The following is a 23,170-nucleotide window of genomic DNA, read 5'->3' as shown; positions in this document are numbered from 1 at the left end:
GCTGCGGCGGGCCGCAGCGCCTGCAAGCGGAAATGAGCGCGGGTTCACTGCAGGCGCAAATAGCCGCTTTTGGAATGACGCTTGGGATCCCGCAAGAACGCCTTCTTGCAATCCGGGCATTCGAAGTAGTAGGTCTTGTCGCCGTGCTGCGCCCACAGGTTGTTGCGGAAAGCCACCGCGGTGTTGAGCGGGGCGCCGCAAATCGGGCAAACGCCGTCCAGGCTTTCGAGATTGACCGGCGTGTTGACCTTGCCGTGCAGCGAGGCGATGTACTGGGTCACCGCGCTGATCTCCTCCGGCGCCAGGGGAATGGGCGGCATGCGGGTGGAATCTTCCAGGCTCTGCAAGTGCTTCTTGACGTACAAGGTGTCCATGGCCAGCATCAGAACGGACAGCTCACCGCCCTGAAACTCTTCACTGCCGTGCCCCAACCGGTGGCAGTCGCCACAGTCCTCGCGCGCATAGATCTTTTCACCGAGCGCTATTTGCTGCACGAGATTCGCCGGCAGCGGCACGGGATCCCGCTTGCAGCCCGCCCCCAGCAACACCAACGCCATCCAACCCAGCGGCAAAGCCAGCTTGAGCAACCGCATGACAGACTCCTTTCTCCCAAGAGGTGAAACAGAAATTACCGAATCAGCGATTTCCCGAACGCCTTGACGGTAAACACCGGGCAGGGCGCACGCCGCACGACTTTTTCGGTGACGCTGCCGAGCAACAGGTGTTTGAACCCGGTCAGACCGTGGGTCGCAATCACGATGAGATCGATGGCCTGCTGCTCCGCAAAGTGCACGATATCATGCGCGGCATACCCCTCCAGCAGATGGGTGGTCACCGGCACCTGCGCCGCCGGCAACTCCTCGCTAAGCTGTTGCAGCGCCTTTTCCACCCGCGCCTTGAGGTCGGGAGTGGAATCGTAGCCGGAGATGTTGAGGCCGATATAGAAGGGGGGCACCGCGTTGGTCTCGATCACATGCAGCAAATGCAGGTGCGCGCCATAGGAATCGGCAAACTGCAGGGCGTAGAGCAGCGCGTCCCGTGCATGTTCGGAGAAATCGATCGGTACGAGGATTTGACGGATAGCTTCCACCGGCCGGGGCTCCTTGCGCTCCCGAATGGTGAGCACCGGGCAGGGCGCTTCGCGCACGATTTCTTCGGCGACGCTGCCCAGAAAGAGATGGCCCAACCCGCGCCGGCCGTGCGTGCCCATGACGATGAGATCGACGTCCTGCTCCTCGACATACTCCAAAATCGTCGGGGCAATGGAGATGCCCTGGCGTTGCGCCGCCGTGATCTGCAGGCCGTCCACCGCCCGCGCCGCCAGCGCAGCACTCATGCGGTCGGAGGCGATTTGCTGCAGCCGCGCCGCCAGCGCCGCCATATCGGGAAAGTGATGGCTGGGGTTGTTGGCATCGTACTCCAGCGGCACGATGGTATGCAGCAAGTGCAGTTCGGCGCCATATTGCCGGGCAAGATACAGGGCGTGATTGAGCGCCTGATCGGCACAGCGCGAAAAATCCGTGGGGAACAAGATCCGTTTGATCGCCAGCATGGCTTGCCTCCTTCCCTTGAGGTTCCTCCCGCGTTCGCGGAATTCCAGGGCCCGCCGCGCCGAAGCGAACATGGCATTGCGCTTCACCGGTTTGGTGAGGTAATCGAAGGCGCCGGCGGCGAGGGCATCGCGGTAGGTGATGGCGTCGCTGCAGGCGGTGACCACGATCACTTTGGATTCCGGGCTTGCCTGGCGAATGTCGCGCAACAAATCGAGTCCGGAGCGTTCCGGCAGCTTGAGATCCAGCACGATGACCGGATAATTGTGCTTGGTGAGCAGGGCGCCGGCCTGGCTGCCGGTGGAGGCCGTACTCACCAAGAAGCCTTCCTTTTGGAAGATCTTGGTCAGCGACCGCCGGAACTCACGATCATCGTCTATGATCAAGATGCGTTGCTGTTCGCTGGCTGGCACGCGGGTCTCCTGAACTCTGTCCGCCTTCCTTAATTTCAAAAAGCATACCGCCCGTGCCACACAAAAAAAAAAGCCGTTTGTAATGGCACAAACGGCTGTAAAAGAAAGCGATGAAGGATTTGTGCACGGCCGCAGTTCAGACCGGCAAAGTCCGCGTTTTTCTTAGGGTCGGTAAAATAAGTTCAGCGGATTCCCATTTTTGAGAAGGGACAAGCGTGGAATGACGCAATGTTAAGTGATTGTATTCTTGCGGAAAGATCCGGAGGCGCGCCGGCAACCTCATTCTTTGCTGGGAATACCCAGTTCCGCCATCTTGCGATAAAGCGTGGAAAGGCTCATGCCCAGCAGACCGGCGGCCTTGCTCTTGTCCTGCCCGGCCGCCTGCAGCGCCTTGAAAATGGCATCGCGCTCGAATTTCCGTACCGAGCCTTTCAAACCGCCTTCGACCTCCTCGGAGGGGGTTTTGATCAGAAACATCGGCGGAAAGTGGGAAAGCTGCAGCAGGTCACTGTCGCACATGATCATGGCGCGTTCGACGACGTTTTCCAGCTCGCGGACGTTGCCCTTCCACTCATAGGTTTTGAAGGCATTCAACACCGCCTCGTCGGCGCCACGAATCTGTTTGCTCAATTGCGCATTGTAGACTTTGATGAAGTGATTGACCAGCTCGGGGATGTCGTCCAGCCGTTCGCGCAAGGGCGGGATGTTGATACCAACGACGTTTAGGCGGTAGTACAAATCCTCGCGGAAGTTGCCCAGCGTCACCTCCTCCACCAGGTCCTTGTTGGTGGCGGCAATGATGCGAACGTCGATGATCTCCGGCCGCGTGCTGCCCACGGCGAGGATTTCTTTCTGCTCGATGGCGCGCAGCAGCTTGACCTGCAGGTTGAGCGGCACGCTCGAAATCTCGTCGAGAAAAAGCGTGCCGCCGTCCGCCACTTTGAACAGGCCCTGCTTGTCGCGCATCGCGCCGGTGAACGCGCCCTTGACGTGGCCGAAGAGCTCGCTTTCGATCAGGTTTTCGGGGATGGCCGCGCTGTTGACCGGAATGAAGCGGTTCTTGGCACGCGGGCTTTTGCGGTGAATGGCGCGTGCAATTAGCTCCTTGCCGGTGCCGCTTTCCCCGGTGATCAACACCGTGGAAATCAACGGCGCGACGCGTTCGACCATCTGCATGACCAGGTTGAAAGGCTGGCTCTTGCCGATGATTTCCTCGAAGAATTCGCCGCGGCCCAGTTGCGCCTTGAGATACTTGTTTTCCTGGGCGAGATTCTGGCGCTCGATGGCGCGCTCCACCGTGCTCAGGATCACCGCTTTTTTCGGCGGCTTGGTGATGAAATCATAGGCTCCTTCCTTGATCGCCTCCACCGCGGTCTCGATGGTGCCGTAGCCGGTCAGCACGATGACTTCGACGTCCGGGAATTTCTTCCTGAGGCTCTTGAGCAGGCTGATGCCGTCACCGTCCGGCATGCGCAAATCGGTCAGGACGAGGTCGGCGGCGGCGGCAGCCATGAGCGTCAGCGCCTCCTCGCCGGAGCCGGCGCTGCGCGTGAAGTAGCCCGCCTTGCGCAGCACCCGCTCGAGCGAGTCCCTCACGCTTTCTTCGTCGTCCACAATGAGAATGGATTTTTCCTGCACGTTGTCGCCCTCACTCGGTTTCGTCCAATGGAAGGATGATGGAAAACGAGGTGCCGTGGCCGACCTTGCTGGTACAGAGAATCTGGCCGCCATGGTCATTGATAATCTGCTGTACGATCGCCAGGCCCAGGCCGGTGCCGACTTCCTTGGTGGTGAAAAACGGCTCGAAAATCTTGCCGATCACTTCCTGGGGAATGCCAATGCCGGTGTCTTCGATGTGAATAATGACGCTTTCGCCCCGCTGTTCCACCCGCATGCGGAGCTTGCCGCCGCGGGGCATGGCTTCCGCCGCGTTGCGAATGAGATTCAACAGCGCGCGCCGCATCTGCACGCGGTCAAACTGCACTTCCCCCACCTCCTCCTGCAAATGCAATTCCACCTCCACCCGCTTCTGCCGCAGCTCATGCCGCAGAAACTCCACCGTCTCTTCGATCATGCGCACGAGATTGCCGCGCGCCAGCCGCGACTCCGGCAGCCGTGAAAACTGCAGGTATTCCTCGGTCAGCGCGGTCATGCGGTCGATCTCCGAGATGATGGCGCGCAGCAGCGCACGCGCCTCCTCAACGTCCATCGACTCGTAGCCGCTGATTTCATCCTGCAGCATCTCGGCATTCAAGCTGATCGAGGAAAGCGGGTTGCGGATCTCATGCGCCACCTTTGCCGCCATCTTGCCGATGGTCGCCAGCCGCTCGGTCTGCAACACCTGCTTCTCCAGCCGCTTCTGATCGGTAATGTCGATACCGATCGCCAGCACGCCGGACACGGCATGGCGTTCATCGCGGATGACGGTGTTGGACCAGGAAATCAGGCGCTCGTCCCCGCGCCGGGTCATGATGTAATTCTCATATTGCGAAGGCAGCTCCCCTCGCACCACGGCTTCGAACACCTCGGAAACATCCGGCCGCAAATGCTCGAGCAGAAAGATCTCGAACCAGTTCTTGCCCAGCACTTCGTAACGGGAGTAGCCGGTGACCTCTTCGGATTTGCGGTTGAACAAAGTGATCTCACCGGCGAGATTGAGGCAGACAATCAAGCAATTGGCGGTCTCGATGACGGATCCGGAGAATTCCCGCTCACGCTGAAGCTGCGTCTCGATCTGCTTTCTTTCGGTGAGATCGATCTCCACGCCCATATAGCCGATCTTTTCGCCATCCTGAAAAATCGGAGTAATCGAAAGCAGCACCGGAATCTCATGGCCATCCTTGTGACGATTGACGATCTCGCCCACCCAACTGCCCCTGGCCATGACCGACTGCCACATGTGCCGGTAGAAATCATCGCCCGTTGCCGGAGCGCGCAGGATGCGGGTGTTCTGACCCACCGCCTCTTCGCGCGTCCAGCCGAAGAGATTTGTGAACGCCTGATTGGCCTCGATGATGTTGCCCTGCAAATCCGTGAGGATGATGGCATCAGTGGAATACTGAAAGGCATTCAGGAAGAGATTGAAGCGGCGCTCGAGGCTCGATTTGTCTTTGCTGATAACCCGCATAAATACACAGGAACTTGCGAAAAGTGATGGCACTCTCTCGAAACAAAGTTGCCGTAAGATTAATAACCACGAAGGCAAATCTCAAGAGATATTTCTGCAGTCACTCTTTCAGGCCGGCCGCCATGATGCCGCTGATGTAGTATTTCTGCAATGCAATGAAAACGAGCATGACCGGCAGCACGGTGATCACCGCGCCTGCCATCATCAATTCGGTGTCCTGCACGTGTTCGCCGGTGAGGTTGGCAAGCGCCACCGGCAGCGTGTACATTGCGTCGTCCGTCAAGACAATGAGCGGCCAGAGGAAGTCGTTCCAGGTTCCCATAAAGGTGAAAATCGCGAGGGTAATGAGAATGGGTTTGCAGAGAGGCAGGATGACGGACCAATAAATGCGAAAATCGCTCGAGCCGTCCATGCGCGCGGCTTCGATGAAACTGTCGGGGATGGCAAGCGCGAACTGACGGATCAGGAAGATGCCGTAGATGGTGGCCATGCCCGCCACCATCACGCCGAAGTAGGTGTTGATCAGCCCCATTTTGTTCAACATGAGAAACAGCGGCAGGGTGGTCACCTGCGCCGGGATCACCATCTCCGCCACCAAAAAGCGGAACAAGCGGTCGCGGCCGGGAAAACGGTATTTCGCAAACGCATAACCGGCCATGGAATTGAAAAACAGCGAAATCAGCGTGATGCTCACGCTCAGAATCAGGCTGTTGCCGAAATAGCGCAGCAGCCGCAGCCGGGTAAACAGGGTGACATAATGCTCGAGGGTCGGATCGCCGGGCAAAAGCCGCGGCGGAAAAGTGCTGGCCTCGCCCGGTGCCATGCAGGAGGCCGAGACCATCCACAATGCCGGTGCCAGCGTGGCCAGCGCCACCACAATGGCCAGGGTGAGAATCAGAATTTTGCCGAGGCGTTGCATCAGGCCTCCCTGCGTTTCTGCAGCCACGTTTGCAACAACGAACCGGCGAGAATGATGCCGAACAACACAAAGGCGATCGCCGCGGAATATCCCAGATTCCACCAGCGAAAGCCCTGCTGGTACATCAACAAGACCAGGCTCAGCGTGCTGTTGACCGGTCCGCCCTGCGTCATCACGTAGGGCTCGGTGAACAACTGGAAGTTGCCGATCATCGCGATGATGCTCACGAAGACAGTCGTGGGCATCAGCATCGGCAGGGTGATGCTGGTGAACTGCTGCCGGGCATTGGCGCCGTCCATGCGCGCGGCTTCGTAGAGCTGCTCGGGAATGCTTTGCAGTCCGGCGATGAAGATGATCATGTTGTAGCCGAAGTTCTTCCACATCGACATGAGAATGATCGCGGGCATGGCCCAGTTCGGATCGCCGAGCCAGTCGATCGGGTCGATCCCGAAAAAGCCGAGCACGTAATTCAACAAACCAAAACGGGGATGATAGAGAAACCGCCACACCACGGCCACCGCCACCAGCGTGGTGACCACCGGCGCAAAATAAACCGTGCGGAAAAAGCCCTTGAAGCGGATGACCTTGGCATGGAGCAGCAGCGCGGTTCCCAAGGAAGCGGCAATGGCGAGCGGCCCGCCGATCAACACATAATAGAACGTGTTGGCCGTGGCCTTCCAAAACAGCGGGTCCTGCAGAAGCTGGAAATAGTTTTTCAAGCCCACGAAGCGCACGTACTGAAAATTGCCGAGCGCATAGATATCAAAATCGGTGAAGCTCAGCACGAACGCGGCGAGCGCCGGCACGAAGAAGAATAGAAAAATCGGAAGCAGCGCGGGCGCGAGAAAGAAGTAGGCCGCGCGCCGCAGGCTCTTCATCTCCACCTGCAGCGTGCGCGGCCGGCGGGCATCAGTCATGGGATTTCAACTCCAGCAGCCACCGTCGTTTTTCCAGAATCAAATCGATTTCCCGGTCGAGCGCCGCCAACACCTCCGCCACCGGCCGGCGCTGCAAGGAAGCCATTTCAGCGTATTGCTGCACCTTCATCGCAATCTGCTCCCACTCGGGAATTTTCGGCGTGGGCACTACGTATTCGAGCTGGCGATAGAACGCTTGCACGTAGAGATTGTTGGTAAACGAAGTGTCCTGCCAGGCCGCACGCACCGCGGGCAAATCGCCGGTGATCTTGTAGAATTCGAGCTGTTGCCTCGCTTCGGAGAGATAGGCAATCAGCTTCCAGACGTGCGGCTTGTGCCGTGAGCTTTTGAACATCACCAGACTCGAACCGCCGGCGAGCGACACACCGGGCGTGTGTTCATCCGGGCCGGGCAGCGGCGCCGTCATCCAGTCATCCTGCAAGTCCGCGGGCATGCGCTTGCGAAACTCACCGATGTTCCACGGCCCGGTGAGGTACATCGCGAAAAAGCCCTCGGCCATGCCCTGATAGATGTTGGTAACCTGCGTGATGCCCACCGGCGCCAGCTTGTCGCGATAGAACTGCATGAGAAATTCGAAGGCGCGGGTGAAGGCTGCGCCGCTGAAATCACCATAGCGATTGCCGTCGCGCAGCAAGCTCGAGCCGGCTTGCAGTCCGGTGATGACGAACGGCGCCCATTCATTGGTCGGCAGCAGGATGGCGTAGTTGTTTTCCGCGCCCGGGAGTTGTTTGATGCGGCGTGAGACCTCGAGCCATTCCTGCCAGGTGCGCGGCGCGTGGGCATAGCCGGCCCGCTGCAGAATGTCTTTGCGATAGAACAACAAGCGCGTATCGACATACCAGGGAATGCCGAAAGCCGCGCCCTCCAGCACGTTAGTGTCCCAGATGCCGGGGAAGTAATGCTCCGGCTTGACGGCCGTCGAGCTGTCGATCCAGGCGCTCAGATTCTCCAGCGCCTCGAGCAGCGCGAACTCGGGAATCCAAGTGTTGCCGAGCTGGCACATGTCGGGCAAGGAATTGCCGGCATAGGCGGTGAGCAGTTTCTCATGCGCGGCCGTCCACGGGATGCCTTGAATCTTGACTTCGATCTCGGGGTGGCGGCGGTGGAATTCCGGCATGAGCCTTTGCACGTACTCGCCTTCCGCGCCCATGGCCCAGAACTTGATGACGGTTCGCTCTTCGCGGCCGGATTGGCAGGCAACGAACGCGAGAATGCAAAACAGCACGACTGCACTCTTCCGCCGGCTTGTGTCTCGCGCGCGCGCTGAGCAGCATCCGGGCGCTGGGCGCGGCTTCGGCGTTGCATTCCGCCACTTGGCAAAATTACCCGGGCAAACTCGCGCGGCCGCACGCCGCGGCTCTTGTCGCGCTGCCGAGCCTGTCTTATTCCACCAACTCAAAACGCGCCTCCAATACTTCGACGGAGTTCTTGCCGGCGAAGACCTTGAACGTTCCCGGCTCCGGCGCCCATTTCATGTCGAGCTTGTAGAAAGCCAGTTGCGCGGGATGCAACACGAATTCCACGGTCTTGCTCTCGCCGGCGGCCAGCGCGAGGCGGCGGAAATCTTTGAGCTCTTTCACCGGCCGGGTCACGCTGCCGAACTCGTCGCGCACGTAGAGCTGCACGATCTCTGCGCCGCTGCGGCTGCCGGTGTTCTTGACCTCGACCGACACGCGCAGGGAATCCTGCATGCGGATCCTGCCCGCGCTCAAGCGCAGGTTGCTGTAGCTGAAAGTGGTATAGCTCAAACCGAAGCCGAAGGGGAAGAGCGGCGTGCCGGCGAGGTCGAGATACTTCGAAGTGAATTTGTCCTGCGCGGCCGGCCGTCCGGTTTGTTTGAAATTGTAGTACAGCGCGATCTGTCCCTCGCTGCGCGGAAACGTGACCGGCAGTTTGCCGCTGGGATTGACCGCGCCGAACAGCACATCCGCTACGGCATGGCCGTGTTGAATGCCGAGGAACCAAGATTCCACCAGCGCGGGAACATGTTCCGCGATCCACGGCAATGCCAACGGCCGGCCGTTCATCAACACGACGATTACCGGCTTGCCGGTGGCGTGAATCGTCCGCACAAAGTCCTCCTGCACGCCCGGCAGTCCCAGATACGCGCGGCTGGCAGCCTCACCGCTCATGTGTTCATTTTCACCGACCACGAGAATCACGGCCTCGGCTTGCAGCGCCAGGCGGCGGGCTTCGGCAAAGCCGGTGGTGTCGTTGCTGTCCACCGGGCAGCCGCGCGCATGCAGCACTTTGGTGCCCGGCGCAACAGAGGCTTTGATCCCCTGCAAAACCGTGACCACGTCTTCCGGTTTGCCGTCGCAATGCCAGGGCCCCAGCGGAGCGGAGCGATTGTCGGCCAGCGGTCCCAACACCGCCAGCGTGCCCACCTCCTTGCGCAACGGCAGGAGATTCTTTTCATTTTTCAGCAGCACGATGGCTTGTTGCGCGAGCTCGCGGGCAAACGCAAGGTGCTGGGGATGCAGCAGCGTGGCTTGCTCACGCTCTTTGTCGGTGCGGCGGAAAGGATCGTCGAACAATCCCAGCCTCTGCTTGGCCTGTAGCACGCGGCGAACGGCTTGATTGACGAGTTCTTCCGGGATTTGCTTTTGCCGCACCAGCGGCGCCAGGTCCTGCAAGTAGATGCGGCTTTCCATGTCCATGTCCACCCCGGCCTGCAGGGCCAGTGCACCCGCCGCAGCGCGATTGGCGGCGACACCGTGCGGCTGCAACTCGCCGATCGAATTCCAATCACTCACGACAAAGCCGTTGAAGTTCCATTCCTGGCGCAGGACTTGGGTGAGCAGCCAGTGATTGGCCGTGCTGGGCACGCCGCCAATTTCATTGAAGGAAGACATCAGCGTGCCGGCGCCGGCAGCCACCGCGGCTTGAAACGGCCGCAGATAGACTTCGCGCAGCGTGCGCTCGGACAGGTCGACCGTGTTGTAATCGCGCCCGCCTTCGGCGCCGCCATAAGCGGCAAAATGCTTGGCGCAGGCCAGCAGCGCGTCCGGCGCTTTCAAGTCCGGACCCTGAAAGCCGCGTACACGCGCCACTGCCATGGCCGCGCCGAGATGAGGATCTTCGCCGGAACCTTCGGCGATGCGGCCCCAGCGCGGGTCACGCGCGATGTCAACCATGGGCGCGAAAGTCCAATGAATGCCGGCGGCCGTGGCTTCGAGCGCGCTGAGGCGGGCAGCGCGCTCGACCGCCGCCACGTCCCAGGTGCTGGCTTCCGCGAGCGGAATCGGAAAAGTGGTGCGAAAGCCGTGAATGACATCCAAACCGAAGATGAGCGGAATACGCAGCCGCGATTCTTTCGTGGCGATCTCCTGCGCCCGGCGCGTCGCCTCCGCGCCGACGACATTCAACAACGAGCCGAGTTCACCTTTCTTGATCATCGCCTTCTGTTCGGCGGTCAGCTCGTTGCGCCACGGGCCGGAGAGTTGATTCAGTTGTCCGAGCTTTTCCTCGAGGGTCATGGTCGCCAACAACGATTCGATTCGGCCATCGGCGGCGGGCGGTACAATCTGCTGCGCCCAAGCCCGGCCGCTGAAACTCAGGACGAGCACGAGGGCTGCAATCAACCAGCGGAACCGGATTGAATTCGACATGAACGATCCCTATGCATAACGGTTGAGAAACGAAGACTATGAACCAGACTTGCCTTTGGCATAACGCAATATCAACCGCGCCGGAAAGGTGTGCAGGAAGATCCGCTTGGAAGTGAAGGACTCGAGCTTCTTGCCGTTGACCTGCACACCTTTGAGCTCGGCCGCCAGCGGCGAGCGCACCACCAGCTTGCCCGGCGGCAGGCGCAGATCGCCGGTCAAATCGACGATCACCCGGCCGTCCTGCATCTGCATCCGGCAATTCAGCGGGCCGTAGTGCGTCGGCAAGTTTTCCACCGCCACACCGGCGGGATCGCGCACCCATTCCTCGCGAATGCCCTCGCCAATCACCAGCGCTTCATCCTGCTCGCGCTCGAAAACAAACAGGCTGCGCAGCGAACGCATGAAATCCGAGCCGACCCAGGTGTGCGGCATGTCGCCGATCATTTTGGGCGTGTCCGGATCGCGCCACACGACTTCCGCCCAATGATTCCAGCCCGGCGGCCGGCGGTCGGCCATGAAAAAATCGAGCAGGGCGTGCGCCCGCTCGCGCTCATACAAGTGAATGAACGTGCCGGTCAGCCGGTGCTCGTAGGGCGTGTAATTGCTCCAATCGATTTCGTTGCGGCGCCGCTGTTCGAAGAACTGGAAATATTTGTCGAACGTCTGGCGCAATTGCGGCTCGGGAATGTTGCCCAGCTCGTTCACCGGCGACACGCCGACTGTCGTCGAGGTGGCGTCGAAATCGCCCAGCTCGACGCAGCCGGGAATATAGTCGATGTTCTTGTTCGCCATGGCCAGCCGCATCGAATTGTAGAGACATGTGCGGAAATCGTCACGCTCGGCGGCAAATTCCCGCGCCAGTTCCTGTTCCCCGAGCACCGTAGCCATGGCGGCTGCGTCCTTCAAGCCGCGCAGCACGAAGAAATCATCCCAATAGGAATGCATGGGTTTGGCGGAATAGCCTTCGTGACTGATCGATTCCGGCACCAGTCCGAAACAGGCGCGCTGTTCCGGGGTGCCGGTGCGATAAGGCTCGGTCATGCGCTCGCGGCGCAGTTCCTGAATGTAACGCACCGCCTTGATCACGTGCGGAAATTTGCCGCGCAGCCACTCGCGATCGTGCGTGAAGCGATAGTATTCCATCACCGCGTAGATCAATTGGCCGTGGCTGTCGTGCTCGGGCACGGGATCGGCGCCGCGGCTGTCGACCACGCACGGCACTTTGCCGGAGGGATATTGATGCGGCGCATACCAATCGAGATATTCCCGCACTTCGGCGGCATGGCCGGTTTGCAGCAGCGCCGTCGAAGTGAGCGAGCCGTCGCGAATCCAGGCGCGCTCATAAGTGCGCGAGCCGGGTTGAATCGCGGGGCCGTCGCGATTGATCAGAATGTAGGCGATTTGCGATTTGAACGTGTTGACGAGCTCCTGCACCGCGCCCGGCAATCTAATCGTGAGGTTATCGAGCTTGGCTTGCCAGAATTCTCTGGTCTGCTGCAGCAGCTCCTCGATTTTCCAATCTTCAGAAGCCACGCCCTCATGGAACGGCACCACCAGGGCGACCTCTTTCACCTCGCCCGGCGCGAGAGTGAAATCATATTGCAGCGCGCCGGAGGCAAAACCGGTGTGATCCCCGATCGCCGAGCTTGCCGGCAAAACTCCGTTCTGCAAATACTCGGTGATGTCGCCCTGGTCGAACTCGGCAGCGCCAAAACCGGTGGGCGGCGGCAGCGGAAACACCCGCTTGCGCGGCTGGACGTGAACGATGCCGCCGGCATAGCGCAGACTGTCGAGGCGCGCGACGCCGCCGACGAGATTCAACTCCTGCCAGGGCGGCAGCACTTGAAACGGCCGCAGCGCAATGAACAGTTTGCCCGGCACTGCTGCGCTGCTTTTGTTGTGGAGTTGATAGCGTGCCACCAGCAGCGCAGCGCCCGCCTCGCCGGCAGCCAAGGCCGTGATCGTGAGCTGCAGCTTCTCCCCCTCCCAGTGCACCGAGGGAATGGGCAAATAATTCTGCTCGAGCGTCTGGCTGCGCGTCATCTCGTTCCATGTGTGCAGGCGGCCATCGACATACAAAAACGGTTCGAGCGAGAAGCCGGCCTTATCAACCTCGAGGCTGCCGGTTTCACTGAGCAGCGCTTCTTTGGTATCACCGCTGGCGCCGACGACGGTCCAGTAAGTTTGTTCCTGCAGAAAGATTCTGGGGAAATAGCCGCGCCGCATATCCGGCGCCGTGGCAATCGCCGTGAAAAAGGCGTTCGGCGAGGCGGAGAATTCCGCGCCTTTGACCTCCAGCCGGAGCAGGCCATAGCCGCGGCCTTCATTACTCTTCTTGAGTTGCAGCCGCAAGAACCTGGCCTCGGCTTCGGGCAGATAGAGATGGTCCTTCTTTCCCGTGCCGTTGCGCACGGCATAGGCCGTGGTCCATTCTTTCCCGTCATCGGACAATTCGACGTCGTAGGCCGTGGCGAACTTGGAGGAATCCCAGTAGATCACCAGGCCGCCGATTTCCCGCACTTTTTGAAAATCGACCGTGAGCTGCTCGTGCTCGCGTACGCCCGCGCTGATCCAATCGTGGATGAGGTTGCCGTCGGCAGAAATCTGCGGCGGACTGGTAGAGATGGAGGAGGAGGCACGCACGAGCGGCGGGCCGGCGGGTTGGGCGGCGTCATCAATCGGCTCGAATTTGAAATCATCGACACAAATCCGGCCCTTGCCACCGGCGCCGGCTGAAATCACGAACTCGACGCGGTCGATTCGCTTCGGCAGGCCGCCGCCGGCAGGCCCCCACGCAAAAGTAATGTGACGTTTTTTGATCGTGCGCTTTTTCCACTCGCGCGGATAGTCGAGATTGAGCTGCTTGATCCAATAGACGTTGTCCAATGAATCGAGCAGCTTGAATTCGAAATTGTTGACCGGCGTTTCGCCGCGCAAATAGAAGCTGAATTTGTAATTCTCCGGCAGGGTGAGCGGCATGCGCTTCTGCGCAATGGCATAGCCGGACCCGGCCTGAAACTCGAATTCCAACGCCAGGGCCTTGCCGGTGTGGCCCGGCACGCTGGCGATCTTGCCGGCGACGCCGTCGGAAACGATCACTTGCCAGCCCGCCAGATTTTCGAAATCATCCAGGAGCCGGGGCTGGGCCTGGCTGTGTTCCCCCATCATCAGAACCGCGAGCATGAGTACGCCAATCTGCCGCTTCATATGCTTGTCTCACCTTTTCACATTGCGTTGCTGCCGCGCCTCGCTGACCACGATGGTTTCCGCAATGCGGTCGTGCACCGTCTGCTTGTTGGGGTGAATGAAATACTGCAGAAACCCAAAGCCCAGTTCGAGCGCCGAAGCGCCATAGCCCAGGGCGCGCTCGAGGGCATGCCACAGCGAAAGGTGCGCATGCGTCAGCGAGACGACCCGGATGCGCAGCAGCCATTTGCCCGGCGTTTGGCCGTGCCCCCAGTAGGTGCACAGGCCAAAGTACAAAACCACAAAGAAAATGCTGTACCAGTGCTGCAGATCGAACTTGAGATTGATGTCCGACTGCGGATGAAACAGGCCAAGCAGGATCAGCAGCTTGCTGCCGTAAATCAGCACCGCGAGAAACAGCAGAAATGCGAGGAGAAAATCAATCACAAAAGCCGCGGCCCGGGCAGTGAAGGAAGCCAGGGGCATTCCTTTGAGGTGAGCAAGCCGGGCGGTGTGCGAGGGCGCGAAGGTCGGCATGGTTGTCCGCTGGATTTGACCGTCAGTTCATTGCTGCGGCGAAAAACGGCCCGAGGTGAAGCCGCGGCTGTTCGCAACGCGTCGTTGAGGCGCGGTGGTTGTTCGGCCGTGGGCTTAGTGCGGCCACAACCAGCCAAACACGCCGGCCGTCAACAGCGCGTAGAGCAATCCGTCCACTGTTGCCTTGAACGTTGTGGCCCAGGAGCGCCTGTACCAAATCGACATCTGCCAGAGCGCCACGGCGTAGCCGATGAAGGCAGTGGTGCCGACGAAACGGAAGACCTGCAGGTAATCCGTGCCGGCAGGCAGCGCGCGCCCTGCGACATAGGCCGCCAGCAAGCTGACGATGAGGGAGTAGACAAACCACTGCACGAGACTCGCTCCCATCGCCATCTGGCCGCTCGGCAGGACGGTGAACACCATTACCGGGCCTTTCTTCAGTTTGTCGGTAAACTCGGGGGTGCGCATTTCATTTGTGCTCGTGGCGCGTGGCATCATGTAATCACCCGGGGGCAGGGCGAATGGACGCAGCGTCTCCATCACCTTGGCCTCGTTCGGTACCTTGCGGTAATCATTCTTGTGCCACGGCAACGCCATGTGGATGATGGAACTCACGACGAAGATGAGCACGGCTGACAGCAGGATGGGAAGCCAGAGCGCGGTTAGTTCGGTTACTTCGGTCATAACATCTCCTCCGGTTGATGTGAGTGAAGAATGGGCCGCTGCCTTGCGGCATGCGGGAGTTGGTCGCCAGCCCGAATTACTTGGCCTGCGGCAGCCAGCCGCCGGCAAAGCCGGCGCGCTGCAAACCGGTCACGATGTACTTGTTCTTCTGCATGACCTTCCACACGAATTCATTGCGCAGATTCTCGATCATGATCGCGATCGGGCCCTGATCAATGCCGAGATGATCCTTGTCGAACCAGCCGTTGGGTGTTTTCGGCGTGATATAGGAAGGATTGCAAGAATCGCGAAAGCCGTAGTCCGTCCACAAGGCAGCGGCATATTTTGTCCGCATCGTTTTCAAGGCGGGAATGCAAATCTCCGGCGCGAAAGCGACCGAGCCGCCGGCGGCAGTGGGCGCGATGGTGCCGTCATCTTCAACCCAATCGAATGAAACGCCGCGCGCACGATACGACCAGAATTCGCGACGGCGGCCTTCTACCACGAAGGTCGTGTCTTGCGGACCGTCACACGCGGTGAAGCCCCAAATGTTCTCGGCGTAATCGCGGTAGCGTTGCGGATTCTCTTGGGCGTAAGCCTGCTGCGTGTAGGTCGCGCGCCGCGAGTTTTCGAAATAGTCGATGCCCTTGGCGCGCATGTACTCGTCTTGGAGGCCGCGAAAGTCGATCCAGCAATGCGAGTACTGATGGCCGAACAGCGGGCCGAAGCTGACGAACTCCAGGCCATAGTACTCCGCCCACACGTAGGGCTTCGTCCAAGTTTGCCAAACACTCTCCGGCAGCGCATGCGTGGGCGAACCCAGGGCGAGAATGTAGAGAATCATCGCTTCATCGTAACCATCCCAGATATGAGGCCCGAAGCCGTGCTCTGGATGCCAGGCAGTCTTCAGGCCGGTGGTGTCCGCCATGAACCAGTTCCAGTCAACGCGCAGATAAAGCGAATCCGCGAGACTGCGAATGGACTCTTCAACGGGATCGGGTTGATCAAAGTACGATTGGCAAAACAGGGCGCCGGCCAGCAGTAAGGCTGTGTCGATGGTTGACAACTCACAGTTCCACTCGCGCAAGCCGCTGGGCACTTTCAAAAAATGGTAGAAGAAGCCTTGGTAGCCGCTGGTGCTGTCCGGCCGGTCGTTTTGGGGAAGTTGAATCAAGAAGCGCAGGGTGTTGTTGGTGCGTTGCGCGGCTTCGGCGCGCGAGATGAGCTGGCGCTCGGCGGCAATGGGGTAGCAAGTCAAACCAAAGCCAATGGCCGCGATGCTGGCCGGACTGGGCGAGGGCCAGCGATCCCAACACAGGCCGGTTTGCACCTCGGTGGTTTCGAGGAAGAACTGCAACGTCTGCACCTGCAGCGTGTCCAGGAAGGGATCCCAGGCGGCACCGACAGCAGGCAACTTTCTCGGCGCAGGCGTTTCACACCCGATCGTGGCGGTGACAACAACAGCGAGCAAGATCATGCCGAGCGGCGTCAGTGATTTCTTCATCATGTTTGAATTGCTGCCAGGTTAGGGGCTCCAGTCAAGGCGGAACGCTCACTCCGCCGGGGACTATTTTACCAAAACCGCCTTGCGCATTTGTTTGAATTCTCCTGCCTCCAGGGCGTACCAATAAACCCCGCTCGCCAAATTTCTCCCGTCGAACACGAACTCATGAGGCCCGCCTGCCAATGTGCCCTGCACCAACGTGGCCACCACCCGGCCGGCAAGATCGAAAACTCTCAACTGCACCCGGCTGGGTTGCGGCAGGGAGAATCGAATCAGCGTCGAGGGGTTGAAGGGATTGGGAAAGTTTTGCGCAAGCTCGAAGCGGGCGGGCGCGCCGTGGTTTTTTCCTTCCACGGCGGTCACCGGCAGGAAGCCGGCGCGCTGCAAACCGCGTTGCACATCGGCGTTTTGCATGAAGCGCTGCCAGACGCTGCCGTTGCGGTAATTCTCGATCATCAACACAATCGGGCCTTCGTCGATGCCGATCACGTCCGGGCCCCACCAGTTCTGGGTGAGATTGAAGGCGTCGCGAAAACCGTAGCGCGTCCACAGGCTCGCGCCATAGGTCTCGTACATGTAGCGCAGTGCCGGCAGGCAGACTTCCGGCGCAAAGGGCATGGAACCACCGGCGGCAGTAGGCGCGATGGTGCCGTCATCATTTTCGGCCGGCGGCGCGCCGCGCGCGCGATATCCGTTGGGGCCGTCGCAGGCGGTCAAGCCCCAAACATTCTCGCCGTAACCGCGCCAGTTGCCGGGATTGGCGATGGCGTAGGCGCGCGCCGCCAGGGTGGCCCGCCGTGAATTTTCGAAATAAGTAATGCCCCTGCCGCGCATGTAGGCATCCTGAATGTTGCGGAAATCGATCCAACAATGCGAGTATTGATGGCCAAACAGCGGCGGGAAATTCACATAAGTATAGCCATAGTGTGTCTGCCACTTGTAGCCACTGGTCCACGCCGGCCAGATTGTGGTGGGCAGCGGATGCGTCGGCGAGCCCAGGCCGAGAATGTTCATGATCATGGCTTCATTGTAGCCGCCCCACCACCAGTTGATGAACCCGGTTTCAGGAAACCAGCCGCCCAGGACATTGGGCTGGAAGTTGCGCATCCAATTCCAATCGACGCGGTGGTAGATCGAATCCGCCAGGCTGCGGATTTGTGTTTCAGCCGGATCAGCGGTGGTGAAATACTGCTTCATGTCAAGAATGCCGGCGAGCAGCAGCGCGGTATCGATCGAAGACAGCTCGGAATTCCACGCGCGCAGCGCGGTGTTCATATCGAGGAAGTGATAGAAGAAGCCCTTGTAGCCGATCTTGCCCTGGGCTTCACGGCCCTGCGGCTTCTCCCAAAACGTCTTGAGCGCCGCCAGCACGCGCTCGCGGCCCGCGGCCCGCGTAATCCAGCCGTGGTCAATCGCAATGGCAATGGCCGTCAGTCCGAAGCCGACCGAGGCAATGCTGCAGGCCGCGCCGGTGGCGCTGCGATCCTTGATCAAGCCGTTGCTGGGATTGGCTTCCTGCCAGAAGAATTCGAACGAGGCGCGCTGCACCATCTCGAGGAAGGCACTGTCGCTCAGGGCCAGTTGATGCACGCGCGCCGCCACCACGCGGTCAAACAAAATCTGGTGCGCCGCATCATTCAAGTGGATGCCGTCGCCGCTGTCATAAAGCGAGTTGATGGTGCCGTCGGCAGTGGCAATCACGTTCCAAAAATCGAGGGCGCGGCGGCCGTACCGGGCCAGGGTGGAATCGCGCATCGTCATGAGATTCTGCCGCTGCGAGGCGCTGAGATTGCGCGGCTGCGTGGTGGTGATCCACACCGGCACGCCCTGACTTTTGGCGCGCGCCAGCACGGCGTCATAGTTCGCCAGTTGCTCGGTCACACTGTAACCGCTGGTGGCGTCATTGCTCGGCAAATTGATGATGATACCATCGGGCTTGAGGGACAAGGCCTTGGTGATGTTACGCTCACGATCGGGCGCCGGCCGGCCCGCCGGCGGCGTCAAACCATCCGGCAGGATGTGATAAGTGGTATACCCGCCCCGGGCAAGATTCGAAACCTGGTGGCTCGTATTCAGCGTCTGCAAATAGGCCCGATAACGATTTACCCAGGCATTGTTTCGGTCCTTCGGACCGACACCTTCGGCGGTGGAAGAGCCGAGCACGACAATGTGCCGCGGCGAAGGATTCGTTTGGCCGGCCGCCAGCAACGGCGCGAGCAGCAACCAGCCGCAGAGCAGCACAGAGAATTTTCTCATGAGGGCGATCACTCGAAGTAAGAAGCCAGCGCGAACCAACAGCGATTTAAGGAAAATCGCCAAAGAATAGAAACCAACCGGCAGATGAGACAGCTCGTTTGCTTGCGGGTTGTTTCTATCCACTGGATGCATTCTTTGCCGTCAGAAATACGATCTCACTCTGATGTGACTAATCCCGCCTCCGCGTGTGCCCCGAGGGTGACGATGATTTTGTGCGTCGTTCCAGGCGCAAACACGGGCAACAACACGCCGGTGGCAGTTCTACCGCCGGGATAGCTTTCGCTGTCGATCAATACTTGCTTGACGCCGCCGTTCAACCGCTCGGGGTTGCGCACTTCGATATCATAAACGGCATCACGGTACTGGCGCACAACTGTGAAGCTTTGCCAGCCGGCGGGAATGCAGGGGTCGAGCAGCAGTCCGTCGAGCGTCGGCCGCACGCCGAGAATCCATTCCCAACCAACTTTGAAGAGCCAGGCTGCGGAGCCGGTGTACCAAGTCCAGCCGCCGCGGCCGTAGAATTTGGAATCAGGCCCTTCAATGTTGCCGGGCGTGACAAACGGCTCGGCAAAGTATTCCTCCGGCTGACTGCCGCGGTTGATCGGGTTGAGCTTCGCGAACATGCGAAAGGCGTGCTCGCCGCGGCCGAGCAGAGCTTCGGCAATCACCGCCCAGGTGGCGGCATGGGTGTACACGCCGCCGTTCTCGCGCATGCCGGCAGCGTAGCGTGAAAGATAACCGATGAACTGGTCCGGCGCGTCATAACCGGGATAAAGCAACAGCGGCCCGGCCTTGTATTCCAGGTGCTGCTCGACCATGTTCATGACTTGTTCGGCGCGGCCGCGATCGGCGACGCCGGCGATCACCGCCCAGGTTTGCGCATTGAGATAAATGCGGCCCTGCGTATTTTCGCGGCTGCCGATCTTCTCACCGTTGTCTTTGGTGGCGCGATAGTACCACTCGCCGTCCCAGGCCTGCGCATTCAGGACTGCGCGCAAACGCTGCGCGCGTTCGCGATAGCTCTGCGCCCGCTGCGTCTCTCCAACGCGTTCCGCAATTGCCGCAAAATCCCGGAGAATGAGATGCAGAAAATGCCCCAGCCAGACTGATTCGCCTTTGCCCTCCAGGCCGACCGCGCTCAAGCCGTCATTCCAATCGCCGGCGCCGATCAACGGCAGCCCGCGCTCGCTCGAACGCGCGAGCGCCTTGTCGATGGCGCGCACGCAATGCTCGAAGAGCGACACCGGCTGGGGATCGTCGACAAACGGTTCGGGAGTCTGCAGCAGCGCGAAATCACCGGTTTCCTGCAAATAGCTGTTGACCACGAACGGCAACCACAGCAGGTTGTCGGAGATTTGGTTGTGCAAGCCAATCTCGGAAATGGGATGCCACCAATGATACACCGTGCCGTCTTGGAATTGATGTCGCGCATGCAGCAGAATCTGCCGGGCGGTGCGCGCCGCGGCGATCGGCAGGAAAATGTGGCTGTCCTGCAGTTGATCGCGAAAGCCGAAAGCGCCGCCGGTTTGGTAGTAAGCCGTGCGGCCCCACAAGCGTCCGGAGATGGCTTGATACTTCAACCAGGTGTTGAGCATGAGATTCATCGCCGCGTCCGGCGTGTCGCAGGCCACCGTGTTCAGCAGCGTGTGCCAGCGTTCCTGCACTGCCGTCAGCGCGGAGGCGACCTGGCCGGGTGCGCGATACTTGTCGATCAGATCGACGGCGGCCTCCACGGTCGGCGTGGCGCCGAGCGTGAAGCACACGGTCTTTTGCTCGCCCGGCTGCAACGTGAGCTTGAGTTGCAGGCTGGCAATCGGATCGAGCCAGTTGCCGCTCCGCTTTTTGAGCTTGCCGGTCTGCACCGCCTCGGGCAGGCGCTGCTGGCCGTAGCGGCCGAGAAAGGTCTCCTTGTCCGTGTCAAAGGCGACGGGCTTCACGCTGGCGGCATGGAACGCGACATAACCCCAGTCGGCATTCCAGTGGCCGCGCGCGGTGGGAATTTCCCACAGCCGCTTGGTGGCAAAGATGGCGTTGGTCGAGGCATCATAGGCGGTTTCAATGAAGGACTTGTGAAACTCGCGGTGCCAATCCGGTGCCTGGCCCAAGCACCATTCAAAGAATGAAAACACGTTGAGCTGCCTGGGCCGGCGCGAGGTGTTGCGCAGCGTGAGTTGCCACAGCTCCAGCGGTTCCTCGTTCGGCACGAACACCAGTAACGTGGAGGCAATGCCGAAATTCAACGATTCAATCACACTGTAGCCCAGGCCGTGACGGCAGAGGTAGCGCTCCGGCTCGTGGCAAACCGGTTTCCAGCCGGCGGACCACACGTTGCCTTTTTCATCGCGGAGATAAAGGTACTTGCCCCATTCGTCTTTGATGAGATCCTGCTCCCAGCGCGTCAGGCGATTGAGCTGGGCGTGCGTGCGCCAACTGTAGCCGCTGCCGGTTTGTGAAATGGTGAGGCCGTAGTCGCCGTTACTGATCACATTGATCCACGGCCGCGGCGTGCGCGGGGTGGTGATCACGTATTCTTTGCCATCTTTGGAAAAATGGCCGTACTTGGTTTTGAAACTTTTCAAGGGTTCCTTCCTCTTCTCATCAATCGGTGAAGCCGGACTTGCCGCCAGGCTGTTTTGGTCAATTCGCGCCCGCCGGTGCGCAAGTTTGCGCCTCACCCCTTTTGGTTTGAGCCAAAACCCGACGAACAAGCCGGCCTTGCTCACTCTGGCTCCAGATGTTTCTCCCGCGCCACCGTCGCGACAAAAGGCCCGGGCCGCGGCACGGGCGGCAAGCCGAGTATGCCGCGCGCGCGATTCAGTGCATCATCAATATTGGCGCAAACGTTTTCCTCGCCGAGTTTTTCCAGCAGTCCCGCTTGCCGCATGGCATGCAAGGGCTGCGCGTGCACACCCGAAAGAATGATCACATTGCCGTGCTTCCTGGCATTCTCGACCTCCACTTCCAGGGCGCGCAACGCAGTCGCATCAACGGCCAGAACATTGCGGATGCGCAGAATGAGCACGCGGGGAGACTTTTCCAGCAGGCGAATGGTGTCTTTGAATTGATCGATGGCGCCAAAGAACAAGGGGCCGTGAATCTCAAACACCTCGACGCCCGGCGGCACCTGCCGGCGCGAAATCGCATTCGGGTCGTCTTCCAATTCGTCAACATCGTTTTGCAGCTCCTTGGTGATGAGATTGGCTTGCGTGACGTTCGCCATGCGATTCAGGAACAGAAAGGCCGCCAGCACGACGCCCACTTGAATGGCGACCGTCAAATCGATTAAAACCGTCAGCAGAAACGTGGCGAACAGGACGACGACATCGCTGCGCGGGCTGCGCATGAGCTTGACGAACATGTGCCATTCGCTCATGTTGTAGGCGACGTAGATCAGAATCGCTGCCAGCACGGGCATGGGAATCAGCGCGGCATACTGCGCGAAGAACAGCATGATGAGCAGCAAGACCAGCGCGTGCACCAGGCCCGCCACCGGCGTGCGGCCGCCGTTCTTGATGTTCGTCGCCGTGCGCGCGATCGCGCCGGTCGCGGGAATGCCGCCGAAGACCGGCGAAAGAAAATTGCCGACGCCCTGTGCAATCAATTCCATGTTCGAGCGGTGGCGCGTGCCCAGCATGCCGTCGGCCACCACCGCGGACAGCAGGGATTCGATCGCGGCCAGCAGCGCAATGGTGACCGCCGGTGAAAACACCTCGGTAATCATCTTCCAACTAATGTCCGGCATGCGCGGGGCCGGCAGATTGTTGGGCACCTCGCCGAACCGGCTGCCGATGGTCTCCACCGGCACGTCAAAAAGATGAACGATGGCCGTCATCACGAGCAGGGCGACAAACGAACCGGGAATGCGATGCGTCACCCGCGGCCACAAGACGATGAGCGCCAGCGCCAGCAGGCCCACGCCGAGCGCGTGCGGGCTGAACGTGTGCAGGTTGGCGAAGTAGGCGGCCCACTTCTCGACGAAATCAGCCGGCACGCTGGCGATCTGCAAGCCTAGGAAATCGCGGGTCTGCGAGGAGAAAATGATCAACGCGATGCCGCTGGTGAAACCGACCGTCACGGGATACGGAATGAACTTGAGCAGCACGCCCATCCGCATCGCGCCCATGATGATCAGAAAGAGGCCGGCGAGCATGGTGGCAACCGCCAAGCCTGCGTAGCCATGCTCGTGCACGATGCCATAAACGATCACAACGAACGCGCCGGTGGGGCCGCTGACCTGCGCGCGGCTGCCGCCCAAGGCGGCAATGATGAAGCCCGCCACCACCGCGGTGTAGAGGCCCTGCTCCGGTTTTACGCCGGAGGCGATGGCGAAGGCAATCGCCAGTGGCAAAGCCACAATGCCGACGATGACGCCGGCAACCACGTCCGCTGAGAATTGCTTCTTGGTATAGCCTTCACGAAAAATGGCAATGAGTTTGGGTTCAAGAATCCTGTGCATCAAAATGGTC

At 60.2% G+C, this 23,170-nt stretch carries 15 protein-coding genes; all 15 read right to left on the bottom strand.

Annotated elements, in window-relative coordinates:
• Nucleotides 1-44 precede the first annotated feature (44 nt).
• On the bottom strand, nt 45-593 hold the full coding sequence (locus L6R21_18880; GenBank protein ID MCK6561265.1) for a hypothetical protein: 549 nt from the start codon (nt 591-593) through the stop codon (nt 45-47).
• A 35-nt stretch (nt 594-628) separates the two neighbouring features.
• A complete protein-coding gene (locus L6R21_18875; GenBank protein MCK6561264.1) occupies nt 629-1,963 on the bottom strand; it encodes a universal stress protein in 1,335 nt (444 codons plus the stop codon).
• 279 nt (nt 1,964-2,242) lie between these two features.
• Nucleotides 2,243-3,601, bottom strand: a complete 1,359-nt coding sequence (locus L6R21_18870) for a sigma-54 dependent transcriptional regulator (protein MCK6561263.1) — start codon at nt 3,599-3,601, stop codon at nt 2,243-2,245.
• Between the two features lie 10 nt (nt 3,602-3,611).
• Complete coding sequence (locus L6R21_18865; GenBank protein ID MCK6561262.1) at nt 3,612-5,090, bottom strand: PAS domain S-box protein; 1,479 nt, start codon at nt 5,088-5,090, stop codon at nt 3,612-3,614.
• 100 nt (nt 5,091-5,190) lie between these two features.
• Complete coding sequence (locus L6R21_18860) at nt 5,191-6,009, bottom strand: carbohydrate ABC transporter permease (protein ID MCK6561261.1); 819 nt, start codon at nt 6,007-6,009, stop codon at nt 5,191-5,193.
• Nucleotides 6,009-6,887, bottom strand: coding sequence for a sugar ABC transporter permease (locus L6R21_18855; GenBank protein MCK6561260.1), 879 nt, complete (start codon nt 6,885-6,887; stop codon nt 6,009-6,011). Before L6R21_18855 ends, L6R21_18860 begins: the two co-directional genes overlap by 1 nt.
• 31 nt (nt 6,888-6,918) lie before the next feature.
• Nucleotides 6,919-8,172: a sugar ABC transporter substrate-binding protein gene (locus L6R21_18850; GenBank protein ID MCK6561259.1), complete on the bottom strand. Its 1,254-nt coding sequence runs from the start codon at nt 8,170-8,172 to the stop codon at nt 6,919-6,921.
• 157 nt (nt 8,173-8,329) lie between these two features.
• Nucleotides 8,330-10,558 carry a glycoside hydrolase family 3 C-terminal domain-containing protein gene (locus L6R21_18845; protein MCK6561258.1) on the bottom strand — a complete coding sequence of 743 codons (2,229 nt, stop codon included), beginning with the start codon at nt 10,556-10,558 and terminating at the stop codon, nt 8,330-8,332.
• Nucleotides 10,559-10,594: 36 nt separating this feature from the next.
• Nucleotides 10,595-13,765: a discoidin domain-containing protein gene (locus L6R21_18840; GenBank protein ID MCK6561257.1), complete on the bottom strand. Its 3,171-nt coding sequence runs from the start codon at nt 13,763-13,765 to the stop codon at nt 10,595-10,597.
• 9 nt (nt 13,766-13,774) lie between these two features.
• Nucleotides 13,775-14,281, bottom strand: coding sequence for an RDD family protein (locus tag L6R21_18835; GenBank protein MCK6561256.1), 507 nt, complete (start codon nt 14,279-14,281; stop codon nt 13,775-13,777).
• A 114-nt stretch (nt 14,282-14,395) separates the two neighbouring features.
• Entirely contained in the window at nt 14,396-14,965 is a 570-nt protein-coding gene (locus L6R21_18830) for a hypothetical protein (GenBank protein MCK6561255.1), read from the bottom strand.
• Nucleotides 14,966-15,041: 76 nt separating this feature from the next.
• Nucleotides 15,042-16,451 carry a Tat pathway signal protein gene (locus tag L6R21_18825; GenBank protein MCK6561254.1) on the bottom strand — a complete coding sequence of 470 codons (1,410 nt, stop codon included), beginning with the start codon at nt 16,449-16,451 and terminating at the stop codon, nt 15,042-15,044.
• Between the two features lie 60 nt (nt 16,452-16,511).
• Nucleotides 16,512-18,704 carry a GDSL-type esterase/lipase family protein gene (locus tag L6R21_18820; protein ID MCK6561253.1) on the bottom strand — a complete coding sequence of 731 codons (2,193 nt, stop codon included), beginning with the start codon at nt 18,702-18,704 and terminating at the stop codon, nt 16,512-16,514.
• A gap of 155 nt (nt 18,705-18,859) precedes the next feature.
• Nucleotides 18,860-21,283, bottom strand: coding sequence for a glycosyl transferase family 36 (locus L6R21_18815; protein ID MCK6561252.1), 2,424 nt, complete (start codon nt 21,281-21,283; stop codon nt 18,860-18,862).
• A 140-nt stretch (nt 21,284-21,423) separates the two neighbouring features.
• Nucleotides 21,424-23,160 carry a sulfate permease gene (gene sulP / locus L6R21_18810; protein MCK6561251.1) on the bottom strand — a complete coding sequence of 579 codons (1,737 nt, stop codon included), beginning with the start codon at nt 23,158-23,160 and terminating at the stop codon, nt 21,424-21,426.
• Nucleotides 23,161-23,170: the final 10 nt, after the last annotated feature.

It is taken from the genome of bacterium (assembly GCA_023150945.1).
Classification (GTDB): domain Bacteria; phylum Zhuqueibacterota; class Zhuqueibacteria; order Zhuqueibacterales; family Zhuqueibacteraceae; genus Coneutiohabitans.
This window is presented reverse-complemented; position numbering and strand designations above follow the sequence as displayed.